The sequence below is a fragment of the Methanospirillum hungatei genome (assembly GCF_019263745.1).
GTDB classification, from domain to species: Archaea; Halobacteriota; Methanomicrobia; order Methanomicrobiales; family Methanospirillaceae; genus Methanospirillum; species Methanospirillum purgamenti.
In genome coordinates, this window is record NZ_CP077107.1 from 1347184 (window position 1) to 1367032 (window position 19849).

Annotated in this window: 11 protein-coding genes, 4 tRNA genes and 6 rRNA genes; 4 read left to right on the forward strand and 17 right to left on the reverse strand. The window is 45.9% G+C overall.

Annotated elements, in window-relative coordinates; genetic code table 11:
* Positions 1–29: 29 nt before the first annotated feature.
* The 5 genes from KSK55_RS06325 to KSK55_RS06345 form a co-directional block, all read right to left on the reverse strand.
* Positions 30–545 (reverse strand): hypothetical protein, encoded by a 516-nt coding sequence (locus KSK55_RS06325; protein ID WP_218608599.1) that lies wholly within the window; start codon positions 543–545, stop codon positions 30–32.
* Positions 546–547: 2 nt separating this feature from the next.
* On the reverse strand, positions 548–853 hold the full coding sequence (locus KSK55_RS06330; RefSeq protein ID WP_218608600.1) for an MscL family protein: 306 nt from the start codon (positions 851–853) through the stop codon (positions 548–550).
* A 57-nt stretch (positions 854–910) separates the two neighbouring features.
* Positions 911–2821 carry an agmatine deiminase family protein gene (locus tag KSK55_RS06335; RefSeq protein ID WP_218608601.1) on the reverse strand — a complete coding sequence of 637 codons (1911 nt, stop codon included), beginning with the start codon at positions 2819–2821 and terminating at the stop codon, positions 911–913.
* A gap of 50 nt (positions 2822–2871) precedes the next feature.
* Positions 2872–3963, reverse strand: coding sequence for a DMT family transporter (locus KSK55_RS06340; protein WP_218608602.1), 1092 nt, complete (start codon positions 3961–3963; stop codon positions 2872–2874).
* 79 nt (positions 3964–4042) lie between these two features.
* Positions 4043–4873: a basic amino acid ABC transporter substrate-binding protein gene (locus KSK55_RS06345; protein WP_218608603.1), complete on the reverse strand. Its 831-nt coding sequence runs from the start codon at positions 4871–4873 to the stop codon at positions 4043–4045.
* A gap of 144 nt (positions 4874–5017) precedes the next feature.
* Between KSK55_RS06345 and KSK55_RS06350 the strand changes: the two genes are divergently transcribed.
* The 4 genes from KSK55_RS06350 to KSK55_RS06365 all read left to right on the forward strand — a co-directional run bounded on the left by KSK55_RS06350 (position 5018) and on the right by KSK55_RS06365 (position 8008).
* Positions 5018–5842, forward strand: coding sequence for an ABC transporter substrate-binding protein (locus KSK55_RS06350; RefSeq protein ID WP_256664234.1), 825 nt, complete (start codon positions 5018–5020; stop codon positions 5840–5842).
* Between the two features lie 125 nt (positions 5843–5967).
* On the forward strand, positions 5968–6639 hold the full coding sequence (locus KSK55_RS06355; RefSeq protein WP_371816488.1) for an amino acid ABC transporter permease: 672 nt from the start codon (positions 5968–5970) through the stop codon (positions 6637–6639).
* 4 nt (positions 6640–6643) lie between these two features.
* Entirely contained in the window at positions 6644–7396 is a 753-nt protein-coding gene (locus KSK55_RS06360; protein ID WP_218608604.1) for an amino acid ABC transporter ATP-binding protein, read from the forward strand.
* Between the two features lie 9 nt (positions 7397–7405).
* Complete coding sequence (locus KSK55_RS06365; RefSeq protein ID WP_218608605.1) at positions 7406–8008, forward strand: amino acid ABC transporter permease; 603 nt, start codon at positions 7406–7408, stop codon at positions 8006–8008.
* An 18-nt stretch (positions 8009–8026) separates the two neighbouring features.
* Here KSK55_RS06365 and KSK55_RS06370 read toward each other — a convergent pair whose 3' ends face one another.
* The 12 genes from KSK55_RS06370 to KSK55_RS06425 form a co-directional block, all read right to left on the reverse strand.
* On the reverse strand, positions 8027–8758 hold the full coding sequence (locus KSK55_RS06370; protein WP_218608606.1) for a hypothetical protein: 732 nt from the start codon (positions 8756–8758) through the stop codon (positions 8027–8029).
* 133 nt (positions 8759–8891) lie between these two features.
* A 5S ribosomal RNA gene (rrf, locus tag KSK55_RS06375) occupies positions 8892–9013 on the reverse strand.
* 3 nt (positions 9014–9016) lie between these two features.
* A tRNA-Cys gene (locus KSK55_RS06380) sits at positions 9017–9088 on the reverse strand.
* 75 nt (positions 9089–9163) lie between these two features.
* Positions 9164–12086, reverse strand: a 23S ribosomal RNA gene (locus KSK55_RS06385).
* Positions 12087–12237: 151 nt separating this feature from the next.
* A tRNA-Ala gene (locus tag KSK55_RS06390) sits at positions 12238–12310 on the reverse strand.
* Positions 12311–12378: 68 nt separating this feature from the next.
* Positions 12379–13844 (reverse strand): 16S ribosomal RNA (locus KSK55_RS06395).
* Positions 13845–14276: 432 nt separating this feature from the next.
* A complete protein-coding gene (locus tag KSK55_RS06400) occupies positions 14277–14552 on the reverse strand; it encodes a hypothetical protein (RefSeq protein WP_256664235.1) in 276 nt (91 codons plus the stop codon).
* A 279-nt stretch (positions 14553–14831) separates the two neighbouring features.
* Positions 14832–14953, reverse strand: a 5S ribosomal RNA gene (gene rrf, locus KSK55_RS06405).
* 3 nt (positions 14954–14956) lie between these two features.
* Positions 14957–15028: transfer RNA gene (locus KSK55_RS06410), tRNA-Cys, on the reverse strand.
* Between the two features lie 75 nt (positions 15029–15103).
* Positions 15104–18026 (reverse strand): 23S ribosomal RNA (locus KSK55_RS06415).
* Positions 18027–18177: 151 nt separating this feature from the next.
* A tRNA-Ala gene (locus tag KSK55_RS06420) sits at positions 18178–18250 on the reverse strand.
* A 68-nt stretch (positions 18251–18318) separates the two neighbouring features.
* Positions 18319–19784 (reverse strand): 16S ribosomal RNA (locus tag KSK55_RS06425).
* Together the 16S, 23S and 5S rRNA genes with 4 tRNA genes alongside form the textbook arrangement of a ribosomal RNA operon.
* Between the last annotated feature and the right edge of the window lie 65 nt (positions 19785–19849).

Consider the following 19849-nt stretch of genomic DNA (forward strand, 5'->3'; position numbering starts at 1 on the left):
GTGGGATTACTAAAAAAAGTATAAGATCCTTATGTTTGGTGAATCAACCGAAGTTCTTCTTCTCCCATATCTATTCTGCCCTGACAAATATATATTGCAGTCCGAATTAACGATGCCATATAAATATCATCAGACCCCGGAACTCCTTCATGTATTATCCGACTTACAAGATGCAACGCATCATCATCCGCTCCTGTCTGCATAAGAGCATATGCATGAGCCACATGAGGACCACAGACCCCTGGTTTAAATGAACGTACCTTTCGATCAGGAGGAAACCATTCTTTGTGGTATTGAGTTCTCCATCCAATCACATTGAGCAATTGCCCGGCCTGTTCAAAAACCATCCACTCAGGGGGAACTGATGCAATGATCTCCTGAAGCAGACTGACAGCTCGATCCAGATCTCCGTCTTTTTTCGAGACTTCAATCATAGCCATCGAAAATGCACGATGAAATGGAGTTGGATTTGTACAACATATCGGAGGAGCTATCCGACCCGCTATCATATACCAGATGTCAGGGACATAATCCAGAGTGTTCATTGTTATTTCTTTTCTACCTTCTCTTCACCCATCACAACTTTTGCGATCATGAAAACAACTATAGCAATAATGATAAAATTTATACACTCTGCACCAAAAGGCCCGATACCAAAATTGATTGATCCTACTGGCAATACTGCTTCTTTCCAATTTCCGGAAGGGGTCAGGACACCAATTATTGGCATAATAAGATTGTCAACAAATGATTTTACAAGAGCAGTTGCTGCTACACCCATGATAAATGCCACTGCTAACGCAACAACTTTGTACTCTTTTAAAAATTCAAAAAATTCTGCTAATAAAGACATGGTAGTCACAGGTATATCCAATCGAATAACAATTGAAGCTTTGCATGATAGAATTGATTATATGGCTGGTTGCTGTTGTGTGGCACAATGAATCGTTCCATAACCCTCAACCATAGCACGAGCATCTATCCCTACAACCTTTTTTTCAGGAAACAGATACTGCAAAATAGAAAGTGCCTTTTGATCCCTGGGATCATTAAAAATCGGAACCAAAACAATGGTATTGCCGATATAAAAATTCAGATAACTTGCTGGATACCGATTGTTTTCATCTTGAACCGGATGGGGCATTGGAATCGTGATGATGGTAAACGGTTTATTATTCTGATCTGTTTCACCTGTCAAAATTTGAAAGTTTTCCTGCAATATCTGATAATTTTCATCGTCCGGATCTTCTTCAATAGCACAGACTATTGTTGTGGGATTAACAAACCGGGCAATATCATCAATGTGACCATCAGTGTCATCTCCGACAATACCATTATTTAACCAGATTATTTTTTGAACACACAAGTAGTCTTTTAGATATTGTTCAATATCATCTTGCGTAAGTGATGGATTCCTGTTCGGATTTAGGAGACATTGTCTTGTTGTGAGAACACAGCCCCTGCCATTTACATCAATGGATCCTCCTTCAAGAATGATTCCGGGGAAAAATGTCCGAATCTGCCGCTGAGAGAGTATATTCCTACAGATAATCCCATCGTCAATGAGCTCATCATACTTATTCCCCCATGCATTAAAATCCCAGAAGACTGCAGAAATATTCTTTTGAGCACGATTAATTACAAACGAGGGGCCATAATCACGAATCCATACATCAGAATATGACGAAATATGAAAAGTAATACCCGGGTTTTCTATCCCTCTCATATGAAGAAAATGTATGATTTTTTCCTCCATTTCTCTATCAGGAACAAGCATTTCAATATGTTCAGTGGGAACAAGTGCGATAATTATATTCAGATAGGTTTCTTCTACTTCTTCGAGATGGAGAAATGTCAAATCATTATGTGGCCATGCCATCCATACTGACTGGTGCTGTTCCCATTCAGCAGGCATATGATATCCCTGATTGGCAGGAGTCAGAGAGTAAGATCCAGTACTTTGGTAATCGACTTTTGAAACAATAGATTTATATGTGTCAATCCTTCGGTTTCTAAAAAAACCCCATCCTTCGCGTATATCTGAACCATAAGCGAGATCAATGTCAGCATACAGTATCTCTTCTTTTTCTGCAGCTTCGGTCAAAATATTTCCAAATGCATCACACACAAAAGAACCTCCAAAAAAGAAGATATTATCCTCCCACCCACACCGATTCACAGCAGCGACCGGAATACTGTTGGCAATAGCATGTGACCGCTGGATGATCTGCCATGCCTCTTTCCAGGATCCTTCACCCGGAATTTCTCCTTTAATATGCCCAATCGCGGTTGGATAAAAGATAATATCTGCCCCCATCAGGGCGACTGATCGTGCTGCTTCAGGAAACCACTGATCATAACATATCAAAACTGTTATGTTTGCATAACGGGTTTGGTGAGTGAGATAGTTCTCCCCAGGGTGAAAATATCCTTTTTCAAAAAAATAAGGATCCTGTGGAATATGCACCTTATGATAAGGAGGAAGGAGTGAACCGTCTGCATCTATGACAACTGCAGTATTAAAAACAGTTCTTTCTTTATTTATTTCACAAAATGGGAGTATTAATACAATACCCAGTTCTAGAGCAAGTCTTTGAAAACCACGAATAAAAGGACCATCCAAACTCTCACAATATTGCCTGATGTCAAATCCTATGTACTGAGGAAAGTAAATTGATGAAAACAATTCAGGAAGACAGATAATTTCTGAACCATTAAGTGCAGCGGTTCGGATATTTTTTTCGGTTTGCTGTATAGTATTTCTGATAGTTGAATCAACCGATTGTTGTAGTAATGCTATCCGGCATAATCTGCTCTTCATAGAATTATCCACTTCCATATTTTTGATTGATCTTTCTTTGGATTGAACATTCATATTTTATGCTCATGCTGATGATGGAGATCTGGTTTGTGAGGATGATCATGAGTTATCTCCTTATGTGCATGTAGATGACTATGTTCACCAGTTGATGATACCGGTGGTACGTGGGAACCATGAACATGATCATGATGAAGGTCGTTATGTGCATGACGGTGATCATGAACCAAGGGAACATGTGTGTGTATATGGGCATGTTTTTCACTGACCAACAAATATACTCCAAGAATCATGATCAGAAATGCAAGTGGAAATGCCTGATGAATAGGTTCATGAAACAATAAAAATGAGAATAAAACTCCAAAAAATGGAGATAACGCTAAAAATAAACCTGTTCGTGCAGTACCAATAGAACGGAGAGCCAATAAAAAAAATACACTCGCAAGGCCACCATAACTAAAAAAACCAATCAAAAGGAACATAGGCACTTCAACATAAGAAGGCAGATGTTCTCCTATGAGAATTGCTATAAAACCAGTGCACAATCCTGCAGAAAGCCCTTTTATCATTATACATGAAAAAGGATCTTTTCCAGACACTCTCCTGCTGATATTGTTATCGAGTGCCCAAAAAATACATGCCAGTAAAACTCCAGCAGCGCCCAGAGATAATCCAAAAATCCCTGATGGATCATATGATAAAAGGAGACAGGACATGGTAATCAGTACCATAGCCCCCCAGATCCGTTTTCCAACAGCTTCCTGAAAAATAAATGCTGCAAAAAGCCCGGTAGCAACAGGTTCGAAATTCAATAAGAGGGATCCAGTTGCCGCCTGTGTTTCTTTCATCGAATACATTAAGACAACAGGTGCTAATATTCCGCCAAAAACAGACATTCCAGCAAGATAAGGCAGATCATGAATGGTTACTGGTGAATCTGAAGGTGGTTTTCCTCTTCGGAATATTCTGCACCCAATAATCAATGTAAGCATACCAAGCCCGCTGCCAAGATAAAAGAGAGCAGCTAACATGAGGGGTTCAATATCAGAGACAAAATATTTGGTAACCGGAGCACAGCTCCCAAAAAATACTGCTGATAATGTAGCATACAGGAGAGGAATTAAATTTTGCTGTCTAAAATTCATGATGCATATAATCCGGACCAGGATATCTCTGACAGATTTATCATGATCAGGTTTATGCTATTCGGAAAAAGGAGATGGATTATTCCATTTTATATTTCTGTTTCAAAGCTTCCCAGTCAGGGGATGCCATTAATTTGTCAAGACCTGCATTCAGTTTTTCAAGCAGTTCTGTATCATCCTTCCGCACAGCAATGCCGAAATCCTCATTAGTCTCTACCATACCAATTTTTGCAACAGGTTTACCTGCAATGATGTCATTCATTACGGTACTGTCATACATAACTGCATCAATACGACCAGACACCAGATCATCAACTGCCAATGGTGTATTGTCATATAATTTCAGATTCGCTGCAGACATGAGACTCTTGTTAACAAGGTTTTCATCAATCCAGATTGCAGCAGTACATCCACGCTGAGTTCCAATAATTACAGATCCATTCTTTACCTGATCTAATGTTATCGGAGAACCTTCTTTCACAACCACCATCTGATTGACGGTCCAGTATGGCTTTGAAAAGTTTACTTTTTCTTTCCTTTCATCAGTGATGGTCATCCCTGCATACACAAGATCAATCTTGCTTGCCTGGAGTGCAGGAATAATTCCATCCCATGCGATTGGAATAAATTCTACTTCAAATCCCTGATCTTTCGCGATCCATTTCATTGAATCTACATCAAACCCGGTCGCTTTTCCATCAGGACCTACCATTGAAAATGGCTGATAAGCTGCATCAATTCCTACTCTATAAAAATCTGCTGTGCTTTGAGTGACAGGAGCTGACTCTGTTGTTTGTACATTTGCTTCAGGTGTTGATGCAGGTTGCTCTGTTGTCGTACATCCACATACAAACAATAAGGCTACCAGTCCGATGAGAGAGACTAGTACTAATACACTTTTCTTCATCATTGATGGTATTGTCTGCCTCGTACATATGTATTAGGAAATGATTCACATACGAATGTCCATTATGATTTATATACCTAAATTTATCGGGATAGAATTATGAAAACAAAAGCAAAACGGATAAATGAGTTCTGATAAAAACGTTTGATGATGGACAAAAAGGTTGTATCTGTGATTCTGGGTATCTTTGTTCTCATAGGTGTGTGCCTATGTGGATGCACGGAAAAACCCGCGGAACAGTCAGGTGAAATTATCTCTCCAGAAACTACATCTGAAGCAGCTATTTCAGACAAACCAACATACATTGTTGGAATTGACGGCGAATATCCACCATACAGTTTTATCGATAAAAATGGTGAGCCACAAGGATTTGATGTGGAATCAGTCAAGTGGATTGCTGATGATATGGGCTTTAACGTCAAGATTCAAGCAATGGCATGGGATGGAATTATTCCTGCACTTCAGGCTGGCAAGATTGACATGGTCTATTCAGGTATGACCATAACAGATGAACGGAAAGAAGTAGTTAACTTTAGCACCCCATATTTGAAAATTAACCAATCTGTTGCGGTACATGATGATACAAACTTGACAATGGATGACTTTATGGCCGGAACCGGAAAAGTAGGTGCACAGCGCGGAACTACCGGAGCTTTCTGGGTAGAAGAAAACCTTGTCAATAAGAGTGTGATGTCAGCCGATATGTTGGTAACATACGATAATTTCCCACTGGTCGCAACAGATCTCCAAAATAAGCGGATTGATTTCGCAATTTACGACAGACCACCAATGATGGATGCAATTTCAGGAAAACCACTTCACATAATCGGTGAAATTGATACAGGTGAAGATTATGGTGTTGCTATTCGAAAGACTGACCCAGAACTTCTTGAGACGATTAATGAAGGACTGGCTCACCTGATGGCATCTCCAAAGTGGATCGAATTACAACAAAAATATGAGATGGAATAAAACATTTCATCTTTTCTTATCACCTATTATTGAATACAATACGTCCCATGCCTTACGTCATGTATCAAAGAGTCGAATAAAGAACTCTGGGAAGCCATGATGTTTAGGTCGGAGTTTTACTGATTATGGTTATAGAGATTCTAATTGACTGGTTTCCGTATCTTTTCAGCGGTATTGTCCTGACTCTTGGACTTGTTGCATCAGCCCTTATAATCGGAGTCGGTCTTGGTCTTCCTATGGCATTAGGACAAGTATATGGCTCTTTGCCAGTCAGGACTGGAATATCCATATATGTCTGGTTTTTCAGAGGTCTTCCTGTCCTTGTCCTTCTCTTTTTGTTTTATTTTGGTATATTTCCTGCATTGGGTTTTGATTTTCCTGCATTTTATGTTGGAGCAGTTGTTTTGGGGTTGTGGGGTGCAGCTTATCAGTCACAAGTTTTCAGAGGAGCAATCCAATCAATATCTGAAGGACAGATGACTGCAGCACGATCACTTGGTATGTCCAGATTTCAGGCAATAAGAAGTGTCATTTTGCCTCAGGCTATGAGAATTGCACTCCCAGGATGGTCTAATCAATACCCTGAAATTTTAACAGAATCATCTGTATGTTATGCTATTGGAGTAGCTGAACTACTCACTCGATCATCACAGATTGTTTCTCAAACCTATGTTACTTTACCAATTTATCTGGCATGTGCGGTCATATTTATTCTTTTGAGTTATGTAGGCACGACAGGTATCCATATGCTTGAGAAAAAAATTGAAATTCCCGGGTTCGGACCAGGAGGGTCATAATTACATGACTGAAGAAAAATATATTTTACGGGTTGAAGAGGTTAAAAAAGCATTTGGAACGAATGAAGTACTAAAAGGTGTATCAATAAAAGTTAAAAAAGGTGAGACAATATGCTTCATTGGTCCATCTGGTACTGGAAAAAGTACGCTCCTTCGGTGTATAAATCAGCTCACTATTCCGGATAGTGGAAAGATATTCCTCAATGAAGAAGAAGTCACTCATGCTGGTCCCCGGATAAATTACTTCAGACAGAAAATTGGCATGGTATTTCAAAATTTTTTCTTGTTTGATCATCTCACTGCAGTAAAAAATGTTGAAATCGCTCTTCTCAAAGTAAAAAAAATGTCAGCCAAAGAAGCAAGAGAAAAAGCAATGTTTGAATTGAAACAGGTTGGCATGGCAGACTGGGCTAATCATTACCCTGCCGAATTATCTGGAGGACAAGCACAAAGAGTGTCAATTGCCCGGGCCCTGGCAATGGATCCGGACATTATGCTCTTTGATGAACCAACAAGTGCTCTTGATCCGGAACTTACCAGAGAAGTTCTTGAAGTAATGAAAAAATTATCACAACAAGGTATGACCATGTTAGTCGTCACCCATGAAATGGGGTTTGCATGTTCTGTTGCGAATAAAATTTGTTTCATGGAACATGGGCATATTAAGGAAGAAGGGTCACCAGATGAACTACTGAATAATCCGAATTTTGAACGATGTAAAGCTTTTATCGGAGAATTCAGAGAATACAGTCAATAAACCAGAAAAATGGATCAGACAACATTTATTTTTGACGTCATGATTCCGGCCTTTGGAAACGGTTTACTCATGACCCTTGCTCTTGTTGCAGTAACTGCACCTATTGGATTACTCATAGGTATAGGAGTTGCATGTGGGAGAGTGTATGGAGGTAAAGGACTGACTTGGTTGATGCAATTATATGCCATTTTTTTCCGAGGGTGCCCCTTACTACTTCTCTTATTTATTTTGTATTTCGGTCTGCCTTCTTTTGGAATTGTATTGACTCCTTTTGTTGCATCAGTTCTCGGTTTTATTTTATGTAATAGTTCATATAATTCAGAATATATTAGAGGGTCAATTCTTTCAGTGAAAGAGGGTCAGCTTATTGCAGCGAAAGCACTGGGAATGACAAAAAATCAGGCTGTATTAAATATTGTTTTACCTCAGGCATTAAGACGGTCAATTCCAGGAATATCCAATGAATTTATTTATCTGATTAAATATTCATCACTTAAATATTTTGCATATAATGAAACATTTTTCGCAGTAGCATTAGTGTATCTGGCACTTGTTACCATTACAACATTCGGAGCAAATGCATTAGAAAAGAAGTATGCTATACCGGGATAATCCCGATTTTTCCTTTCGTTACAAAACTACAGGATATGCTATTTCAGAATCACTTTGTCCATATATTTCATCTCCGGGGAATGTTGCCTTCACTGCATACTTCCCATTATCACGTGCAGGAAATGAAAATTCGAAATAACCAATCTCATCCGTTGTAACCGGACCTAAAGTTTGCCAAATCCTTCTCGTATCATCTTCGCACAGAGCACAACTATACGAGGGTAATCCAAAAGAATACGAAACTTGTCGATACCCGATACCATTTCCTTCTATATCGCGAAGCCATCCGCTCATCTGAACATTATCTCCTTTAAAGACAGTATTAAATGGACCTGATAATGTGAGCTCAGTCTCTTTTACACGTAATCTGGGAGTAACTTTTAATGGCACTGATGGGCTTGAGTATTCTCCATACCTGGCATTAAAACTCCAGTCACCTATCGCATCTGCATTCATCTCAAGACTAAATAGTCCTTCAGAGTTTACACGCTGTTGATAATAGACACCTGCACGACTACCCTTGGGAGAAGTAACCTGCAGTAAAATTCTGTCTCCCGGATGTGATAATAAAGATGGGACAATATATCCTTCAATCAGAAACGTATCTCCAATTTCAATAGAATTTTCTGAAATAGTTAAATCAATAAAAAAAGCCTCTGATATTTGGCTTTCATTTCCCGTTGCACATACAATTGCGGAGGTAGTCAATAAAAGAAAAGACACACAGATAATATTATAAATTCTCATCATACAATTTTCAGTATCCTCTAGAACTGTTAAATATATGAGTTTTTCCAGATAATGAGGAACAAGGTAACACAATGTAACAATTTACAATAATAACAAGAAGAACAATTCAAGAATAGATCATTTTTTCATTGAACAATAGCAGCGAGGAAGGTTTCCCGAGGACTCGCGTACCTCAGTACCATCATCCACGTGAGGTGTCTTAACTTCCGTGTTCGGAAAGGGAACGGGTGTAACACACCTGCTGTGGCCGCTATTGAGAGCCAAGATCCGGATTTGAACCGGAGTGTAGTTGATCTGCAGTCAACCGCGTGGCCGCTCCGCCATCTTGGCCTGGCTTGGACAGTGTTGGAGACGCAGGAAAAGAATCAGTAGCGTTTCAGGATTTCGTCTGGGTTTGAGAAACTGAATTTGACGTTATTAGGACTATTAGTATTCGCGGACTGAACACGTCGTTGCCTTCGTGCTTACATCCCGAACCTATCAACCGGGTCTTTTACCCGGGTCTTTAATGAAGTCTCTTGTTCAGGCTGAGTTTCAAGCTTAGATGCTTTCAGCTTTTATCTCTTGGCGCGTAGCTGCTCGGCCATGCCTTGTCAGACAACCGATCGACCAGAGGCGCCGAGTGAAAGTTCCTCTCGTACTATTTCACTCTTGCCTTCAGACTTCCGACACTCCTTATAGATAGTAACCGACCTGTCTCACGACGGTCTAAACCCAGCTCACGATCCCCTTTAATAGGCGAACAACCTCACCCTTGGCTGCTGCTGCACAGCCAGGATGGAAAGAACCGACATCGAGGTAGCAAGCCGCCGGGTCGATATGTGCTCTTGCCGGCGACGACTCTGTTATCCCCGGGGTAGCTTTTCTGTAGTCAATAGCCCTCATCAACAGGGCGTATTGGTTCGTTAGACCCGAGTTTCCTCTCGCGATTTCTTGCTATGCGAAATCGCGTCAGGCCAACTTTTGCTCTTGACACTCTTCAGCGGGTTTCTGACCCGCTTGAGTTGACCTTAGGGCACCCTTGATATTTTTTCGAGGGTGTGGCGCCCCACCCAAACTGCCTACCTATCGATGTCCTGATAAATCAGTTAGAATTACAATAAAACCAGGATGGTGTCTCATCGTTGACTAACCAACCCCCACAAGGGTTGGATCGACGTCTCCCATCTACCCTGCGCAGGTAATACCGTAACCCAACGACAGGCTGCAGTAAAGCTCCACGGGGTCTTCACTTCCCATAAGGAGTCACTAGTCTCTGCACTAGTACAAAAGGTTCAACGGGTTCGTGTTAGGGACAGTATCGCTCTCGTTATTCCATTCATGCAAGTCGCCAATTAAGCGACAAGGTACTACGCTACCTTAAGAGGGTCATAGTTACCCCCGCCGTTTACGAGTCCTTCGTCCGGTTGAACCCGGTGTTCAGATACTCGCACTGGGCAGGAATCACAGACTATACGAGTCCTTTCGGAGTTGCAGTCTGCTATGTTGTTATTAGACAGTCGGAGCGATCTTGTCACTGCGACCTGCCCAATCGCTGGGCAGGCACCCCTTATCCCAAAGTTACAGGGCTAATTTGCCGAGTTCCCTTAACACGATTACTCCCGACACGCCTTCGCCTTCTCAGCGAGGGGCACCTGTGTCAGTTCTCGGTACGGACTACATCACCCTTTTCACGGGCTCCTGGAATCAGCATTGTTACCCCATCACCGTTTAGAAAAATTCTCACCATTACGGTACTCCAATTTCATATCCAGCTTAGACGGAGCGACGGCTCCGCAATGCCTATCCGAAAGCGTCAGGATTGTTTGATGCAGGTACAGGAATATTAACCTGTTTCCCTTTCGGCGTACTCGAATTACGGTACGTCTTAGGACCGACTAACCCTCGACTGACGAACATTGTCGAGGAAACCTAGCCCCTGCGGCGGATTGGATTCTCACCAATCTTAAGCTTCTACTACTGCCAGAATTTTCATTCCTACACGGTCCACAGGATCTTGCAACCCTGCTTCCGCCCATGCAGGACGCCTCTCTACGCCATCATACTATTATATGGTCCGTGGTATCTGTGGCAGGCTTAAGCCCCGTCCATTTTCAGCGCCCTGAATCTTGACTGGTAAGCTGTTACGCACTTTTTAAAGGGTAGCTGCTTCTAAGCTCACCTCCCAGTTGTCTTTGACCCAGGACTACTTTCAGTGTTTACACTGAGCCTGCACTGAGGGACATTAACCACGGTCTGGGTTGTCTCCCTTACGCATTACAAGCTTACCCCGTAATGCGGACTTCCGGCCGTCTCAGATGACAGGGAATTTGGAGTTTGACAGGAGAGTGAGGACTTTCGCCCCCAGCTTCCCCAATCAGTGCTCTACCTCACTGTCTATCTCAGGCCAGGTCATGCTACGGCATGTTTCGAGAGGAACCAGCTGATGCCCGGCTCGATTAATCTTTCACTCCTATACGCAGGTCACGCGAATGATTTGCATATCAAAACCGCTTGCGGTCCTCCACGCACCTTTCGGCACGCTTCAACCTGCCCACGCATAGATCGCCGGGCTTCGGGTCTTATCCTGCTGACTTCACGCACTGGTAGTACGTCGTCCCTGACCTTGCGGCTGCGGACTTGTTGGTTTCCCTTTGGCTTCTTTCATAGAAATTAACCGTCGCCAACAGAATAAACTCTCTGGCCCGTTCTTCAAAACGTACGATATGACACCGGCAACAAAACCCGTACTACCGTCTTGCAACGAGTTCCTTCGCTTTGAAGATCCTTTCGTGCCATATCACGCGATAACCTGTCAGTTTCAGGCACTTTTCAACACCTTTCCAGGGTTGCTTTTCAGCTTTCGCTCACGCTACTACTACGCTATCGGTTTCGGGGAGTATTTAGTTTTGGAGGTTGATGACCCCCACATTCACGCGGGAATTCCGACCCACGTTACTCAGGATACCGCTCAAGCATACATTCATACACATACGGGACTGTCACCCTCTCTGGTACACCGTTCCAGGCAACTTCAGTTCTGAATGCATGTCTTTTGCTGCGGTCCATACACCACATCTCCCGAAGGATTCGGTTTGAACTCTGTCGTGTTCGATCGCCTCTACTAACGACATCCCGGTTGGTTTCTTCTCCTGCCCCTACTAAGATGTTTCAATTCGGGGCGTTCCCTTTCCGATGACGGAATGATGCAGAACGCATCTGGATGTCCTATTCGGGGATCTCCGGTTCAATGGCTCCTTGCGCCTACCCGGAGCTTATCGCAGCTTGGCACGCCCTTCGTCGGCACCCGAACCGAGCCATCCACTGACAGGCGTAAGAACGTCTTTGTAGTTTCTTCAAACCCATGTAACGTCCAGAAACGCCTAGTGATCTCTTTCTGCGTCTCCTTTACACAGCGTATCATTGCCCCGGTTTCACGGGGTCTCAAGCCCTTCCCCGGATCTGTCGCCAGACCGGGTGCATCTAAAATCTAACACCAGTGGACCCGTGGGGATTTGAACCCCAGGCCTCGGCGTTGCAAACGCCGCGCTCTTCCAACTGAGCTACGAGCCCTCTGATTCCATTCCGGAACACTGGCAACTCTATGGTCTGTCTGCATCTGCTACTACTTTCATTTCGTTAGGAGGTGATCCAGCCGCAGATTCCCCTACGGCTACCTTGTTACGACTTAACCCCCCTTGCAAAACCCAGATTCGAACATATCAGAGATACATCCTCATCAAGACCTCACTCGGGTGGTTTGACGGGCGGTGTGTGCAAGGAGCAGGGACATATTCACCGCGCTATGTTGAAACGCGATTACTACGGATTCCAGCTTCATGCGGGTGAGTTACAACCCGCAATCCGAACTTCGGATAGGTTTAGGAGATTGTCATCACCTCTCGGTGTAGAAACCCATTGTCCTATCCATTGTAGCCCGCGTGTAGCCCGGATAATTCGGGGCATGCTGACCTACCGTTGCCCATTCCTTCCTCCCCTTTAGCAGAGGCGGTCCGAGCAGTGTCCCCATCAACCCGAAGGTCAAGCTGGCAACTGCTCGCGTGGGTCTCGCTCGTTGCCTGACTAAACAGGATGCTTCACAGTACGAACTGACGACGGCCATGCACCTCCTCTCAGCTAGTCAAGTAGAGTCTTCATCCCGACTATCATTCAGCTGTCTTATCCGGTGAGATTCCCGGCGTTGAGTCCGATTAAACCGCAGGCTCCACCCGTTGTGGTGCTCCCCCGCCAATTCCTTTAAGTTTCAGCCTTGCGACCGTACTCCCCAGGCGGCGCGTTTCACGGTTTCCCTTCGGCACCTCAGTGACACGTGGTCACTGACACACCTAACGCGCATCGTTTACAGCTGGGACTACCCGGGTATCTAATCCGGTTTGCTCCCCCAGCTTTCGTCCCTCACTGTCGGACCCGTTCTGGTGAGATGCCTTCGCCATAGGTGGTCCCACCGGGATTACAGGATTTCACTCCTACCCCGGCAGTACCTCTCACCTCTCCCGGTCCCTAGAAATGCAGTTTCCCCTGAACGCCCACCAGTTAAGCTGGCGGATTTCTCAAGAGACTTGCATATCAAGCTACGGACCCTTTAAGCCCAGTAATAGTGGCCACCACTCGAGCCGCCGGTATTACCGCGGCGGCTGGCACCGGTCTTGCCCGGCCCTTTCTTCACCAGTTATTTACACTGGCGGACAGCCAGCCTGTGCTGGCACTCGGGGTTTCCTTATCACGGTTGCCCGCATGGTAAAGTTTTCGCGCCTGCTGCGCCCCGTAGGGCCTGGATTCGTGTCTCAGAATCCATCTCCGGGCTCTTGCTCCCACAACCCGTACCGATGACAGGCTTGTTGGGCCGTTACCCCAACAACTACCTAATCGGCCGCAGACTCATCCTGAAGCGACGGATCTTTCGTTCGCATAACATTCCAGTCAGCACGAACTATGGAGTATTACCCCCAGTTTCCCGGGATTATCCTCCACTTCAGGGCAGATTGTCCACGTGTTACTGAGCAGTACGCCGAGGTCTTACACCTCTCGACTCGCATGGCTTAGTCAAACCCCGATAGCAGTGGCCTCTGGCAGGATCAACCAGAATTTCCAAATTTCTCGCACACTGTATCACTTAAAGTATTGGCAGATGTAGACAGATATCCACATTACCAGTATTCCTATGTCAGAACCGATACTGCACTTCAATGCATTCGTCGGCTCTCCATTAAAACGGCCTCTTACGTTGCTCCCTGAAGGTTATATACTTTTGTATTTACCTTCCGAAGCAAACATTCCCCGGCCGCCGGCTCCTGATGTTTCAGGAAGCGTGTGGGATACAATAATTGATCGAAGTCACATATATAGATATCCTGAATCTGAAGGAAAATTTCGGCCACCATATAATATTCAGTCTGCCTCTGGTTCATCACCCGATGTTTTCTAATTCAATTTTATAACGATATTATTTCAAAATTATACATCTGAAACAGGAACTGGTTAGATCTCTGGAGATCTCTATTGTCTCTATAGCGCAGTTTCAGTTCGTACTGATACTTTGATATTCATGATTCACCGCATAGAGTCCCGGCAAGGGAGAAATATACACCTCGCCAAAAAATGTCTCCTGAATGATCTCGAGATATCCTTCATGCATAAGGAATAACAAGGGAATAAAAACATGAACCGGAGGCCATGAAAGCCGATTCGCCATATCTGATAAGGTGACTGTGCCCCCGGAAGTAGCGCAATCGGCAAAGCAGGACAGAACCTGCATGGCACTTTCCTGGTAGGCTTCTTCATGAGCGATTGACACGACTTCTTCGGTATAAACAAGTCCGTCAAAACTCCAGACCTCACGTTGGCGCCGTCGCTCTTCTTTTTCAGCATTTCGAAGAAGATTTATCAGATCATACAGAGTAATTGGTTATTTCCGCGTGTTTTTCCGTTTTAAAGACACTTGATCTCATGCTTAAGTAGAGACACGAAATAGAAAAAACGGCAATCGACCATTAAACTCAAAAATCAAATCAATATAACAATTTACAATAATAACAAGAAGAACAATTCAAGAATAGATCATTTTTTCATTGAACAATAGCAGCGAGGAAGGTTTCCCGAGGACTCGCGTACCTCAGTACCATCATCCACGTGAGGTGTCTTAACTTCCGTGTTCGGAAAGGGAACGGGTGTAACACACCTGCTGTGGCCGCTATTGAGAGCCAAGATCCGGATTTGAACCGGAGTGTAGTTGATCTGCAGTCAACCGCGTGGCCGCTCCGCCATCTTGGCCTGGCTTGGACAGTGTTGGAGACGCAGGAAAAGAATCAGTAGCGTTTCAGGATTTCGTCTGGGTTTGAGAAACTGAATTTGACGTTATTAGGACTATTAGTATTCGCGGACTGAACACGTCGTTGCCTTCGTGCTTACATCCCGAACCTATCAACCGGGTCTTTTACCCGGGTCTTTAATGAAGTCTCTTGTTCAGGCTGAGTTTCAAGCTTAGATGCTTTCAGCTTTTATCTCTTGGCGCGTAGCTGCTCGGCCATGCCTTGTCAGACAACCGATCGACCAGAGGCGCCGAGTGAAAGTTCCTCTCGTACTATTTCACTCTTGCCTTCAGACTTCCGACACTCCTTATAGATAGTAACCGACCTGTCTCACGACGGTCTAAACCCAGCTCACGATCCCCTTTAATAGGCGAACAACCTCACCCTTGGCTGCTGCTGCACAGCCAGGATGGAAAGAACCGACATCGAGGTAGCAAGCCGCCGGGTCGATATGTGCTCTTGCCGGCGACGACTCTGTTATCCCCGGGGTAGCTTTTCTGTAGTCAATAGCCCTCATCAACAGGGCGTATTGGTTCGTTAGACCCGAGTTTCCTCTCGCGATTTCTTGCTATGCGAAATCGCGTCAGGCCAACTTTTGCTCTTGACACTCTTCAGCGGGTTTCTGACCCGCTTGAGTTGACCTTAGGGCACCCTTGATATTTTTTCGAGGGTGTGGCGCCCCACCCAAACTGCCTACCTATCGATGTCCTGATAAATCAGTTAGAATTACAATAAAACCAGGATGGTGTCTCATCGTTGACTAACCAACCCCCACAAGGGTTGGATCGACGTCTCCCATCTACCCTGCGCAGGTAATACCGTAACCCAACGACAGGCTGCAGTAAAGCTCCACGGGGTCTTCACTTCCCATAAGGAGTCACTAGTCTCTGCACTAGTACAAAAGGTTCAACGGGTTCGTGTTAGGGACAGTATCGCTCTCGTTATTCCATTCATGCAAGTCGCCAATTAAGCGACAAGGTACTACGCTACCTTAAGAGGGTCATAGTTACCCCCGCCGTTTACGAGTCCTTCGTCCGGTTGAACCCGGTGTTCAGATACTCGCACTGGGCAGGAATCACAGACTATACGAGTCCTTTCGGAGTTGCAGTCTGCTATGTTGTTATTAGACAGTCGGAGCGATCTTGTCACTGCGACCTGCCCAATCGCTGGGCAGGCACCCCTTATCCCAAAGTTACAGGGCTAATTTGCCGAGTTCCCTTAACACGATTACTCCCGACACGCCTTCGCCTTCTCAGCGAGGGGCACCTGTGTCAGTTCTCGGTACGGACTACATCACCCTTTTCACGGGCTCCTGGAATCAGCATTGTTACCCCATCACCGTTTAGAAAAATTCTCACCATTACGGTACTCCAATTTCATATCCAGCTTAGACGGAGCGACGGCTCCGCAATGCCTATCCGAAAGCGTCAGGATTGTTTGATGCAGGTACAGGAATATTAACCTGTTTCCCTTTCGGCGTACTCGAATTACGGTACGTCTTAGGACCGACTAACCCTCGACTGACGAACATTGTCGAGGAAACCTAGCCCCTGCGGCGGATTGGATTCTCACCAATCTTAAGCTTCTACTACTGCCAGAATTTTCATTCCTACACGGTCCACAGGATCTTGCAACCCTGCTTCCGCCCATGCAGGACGCCTCTCTACGCCATCATACTATTATATGGTCCGTGGTATCTGTGGCAGGCTTAAGCCCCGTCCATTTTCAGCGCCCTGAATCTTGACTGGTAAGCTGTTACGCACTTTTTAAAGGGTAGCTGCTTCTAAGCTCACCTCCCAGTTGTCTTTGACCCAGGACTACTTTCAGTGTTTACACTGAGCCTGCACTGAGGGACATTAACCACGGTCTGGGTTGTCTCCCTTACGCATTACAAGCTTACCCCGTAATGCGGACTTCCGGCCGTCTCAGATGACAGGGAATTTGGAGTTTGACAGGAGAGTGAGGACTTTCGCCCCCAGCTTCCCCAATCAGTGCTCTACCTCACTGTCTATCTCAGGCCAGGTCATGCTACGGCATGTTTCGAGAGGAACCAGCTGATGCCCGGCTCGATTAATCTTTCACTCCTATACGCAGGTCACGCGAATGATTTGCATATCAAAACCGCTTGCGGTCCTCCACGCACCTTTCGGCACGCTTCAACCTGCCCACGCATAGATCGCCGGGCTTCGGGTCTTATCCTGCTGACTTCACGCACTGGTAGTACGTCGTCCCTGACCTTGCGGCTGCGGACTTGTTGGTTTCCCTTTGGCTTCTTTCATAGAAATTAACCGTCGCCAACAGAATAAACTCTCTGGCCCGTTCTTCAAAACGTACGATATGACACCGGCAACAAAACCCGTACTACCGTCTTGCAACGAGTTCCTTCGCTTTGAAGATCCTTTCGTGCCATATCACGCGATAACCTGTCAGTTTCAGGCACTTTTCAACACCTTTCCAGGGTTGCTTTTCAGCTTTCGCTCACGCTACTACTACGCTATCGGTTTCGGGGAGTATTTAGTTTTGGAGGTTGATGACCCCCACATTCACGCGGGAATTCCGACCCACGTTACTCAGGATACCGCTCAAGCATACATTCATACACATACGGGACTGTCACCCTCTCTGGTACACCGTTCCAGGCAACTTCAGTTCTGAATGCATGTCTTTTGCTGCGGTCCATACACCACATCTCCCGAAGGATTCGGTTTGAACTCTGTCGTGTTCGATCGCCTCTACTAACGACATCCCGGTTGGTTTCTTCTCCTGCCCCTACTAAGATGTTTCAATTCGGGGCGTTCCCTTTCCGATGACGGAATGATGCAGAACGCATCTGGATGTCCTATTCGGGGATCTCCGGTTCAATGGCTCCTTGCGCCTACCCGGAGCTTATCGCAGCTTGGCACGCCCTTCGTCGGCACCCGAACCGAGCCATCCACTGACAGGCGTAAGAACGTCTTTGTAGTTTCTTCAAACCCATGTAACGTCCAGAAACGCCTAGTGATCTCTTTCTGCGTCTCCTTTACACAGCGTATCATTGCCCCGGTTTCACGGGGTCTCAAGCCCTTCCCCGGATCTGTCGCCAGACCGGGTGCATCTAAAATCTAACACCAGTGGACCCGTGGGGATTTGAACCCCAGGCCTCGGCGTTGCAAACGCCGCGCTCTTCCAACTGAGCTACGAGCCCTCTGATTCCATTCCGGAACACTGGCAACTCTATGGTCTGTCTGCATCTGCTACTACTTTCATTTCGTTAGGAGGTGATCCAGCCGCAGATTCCCCTACGGCTACCTTGTTACGACTTAACCCCCCTTGCAAAACCCAGATTCGAACATATCAGAGATACATCCTCATCAAGACCTCACTCGGGTGGTTTGACGGGCGGTGTGTGCAAGGAGCAGGGACATATTCACCGCGCTATGTTGAAACGCGATTACTACGGATTCCAGCTTCATGCGGGTGAGTTACAACCCGCAATCCGAACTTCGGATAGGTTTAGGAGATTGTCATCACCTCTCGGTGTAGAAACCCATTGTCCTATCCATTGTAGCCCGCGTGTAGCCCGGATAATTCGGGGCATGCTGACCTACCGTTGCCCATTCCTTCCTCCCCTTTAGCAGAGGCGGTCCGAGCAGTGTCCCCATCAACCCGAAGGTCAAGCTGGCAACTGCTCGCGTGGGTCTCGCTCGTTGCCTGACTAAACAGGATGCTTCACAGTACGAACTGACGACGGCCATGCACCTCCTCTCAGCTAGTCAAGTAGAGTCTTCATCCCGACTATCATTCAGCTGTCTTATCCGGTGAGATTCCCGGCGTTGAGTCCGATTAAACCGCAGGCTCCACCCGTTGTGGTGCTCCCCCGCCAATTCCTTTAAGTTTCAGCCTTGCGACCGTACTCCCCAGGCGGCGCGTTTCACGGTTTCCCTTCGGCACCTCAGTGACACGTGGTCACTGACACACCTAACGCGCATCGTTTACAGCTGGGACTACCCGGGTATCTAATCCGGTTTGCTCCCCCAGCTTTCGTCCCTCACTGTCGGACCCGTTCTGGTGAGATGCCTTCGCCATAGGTGGTCCCACCGGGATTACAGGATTTCACTCCTACCCCGGCAGTACCTCTCACCTCTCCCGGTCCCTAGAAATGCAGTTTCCCCTGAACGCCCACCAGTTAAGCTGGCGGATTTCTCAAGAGACTTGCATATCAAGCTACGGACCCTTTAAGCCCAGTAATAGTGGCCACCACTCGAGCCGCCGGTATTACCGCGGCGGCTGGCACCGGTCTTGCCCGGCCCTTTCTTCACCAGTTATTTACACTGGCGGACAGCCAGCCTGTGCTGGCACTCGGGGTTTCCTTATCACGGTTGCCCGCATGGTAAAGTTTTCGCGCCTGCTGCGCCCCGTAGGGCCTGGATTCGTGTCTCAGAATCCATCTCCGGGCTCTTGCTCCCACAACCCGTACCGATGACAGGCTTGTTGGGCCGTTACCCCAACAACTACCTAATCGGCCGCAGACTCATCCTGAAGCGACGGATCTTTCGTTCGCATAACATTCCAGTCAGCACGAACTATGGAGTATTACCCCCAGTTTCCCGGGATTATCCTCCACTTCAGGGCAGATTGTCCACGTGTTACTGAGCAGTACGCCGAGGTCTTACACCTCTCGACTCGCATGGCTTAGTCAAACCCCGATAGCAGTGGCCTCTGGCAGGATCAACCAGAATTTCCAAATTTCTCGCACACTGTATCACTTAAAGTATTGGCAGATGTAGACAGATATCCACATTAC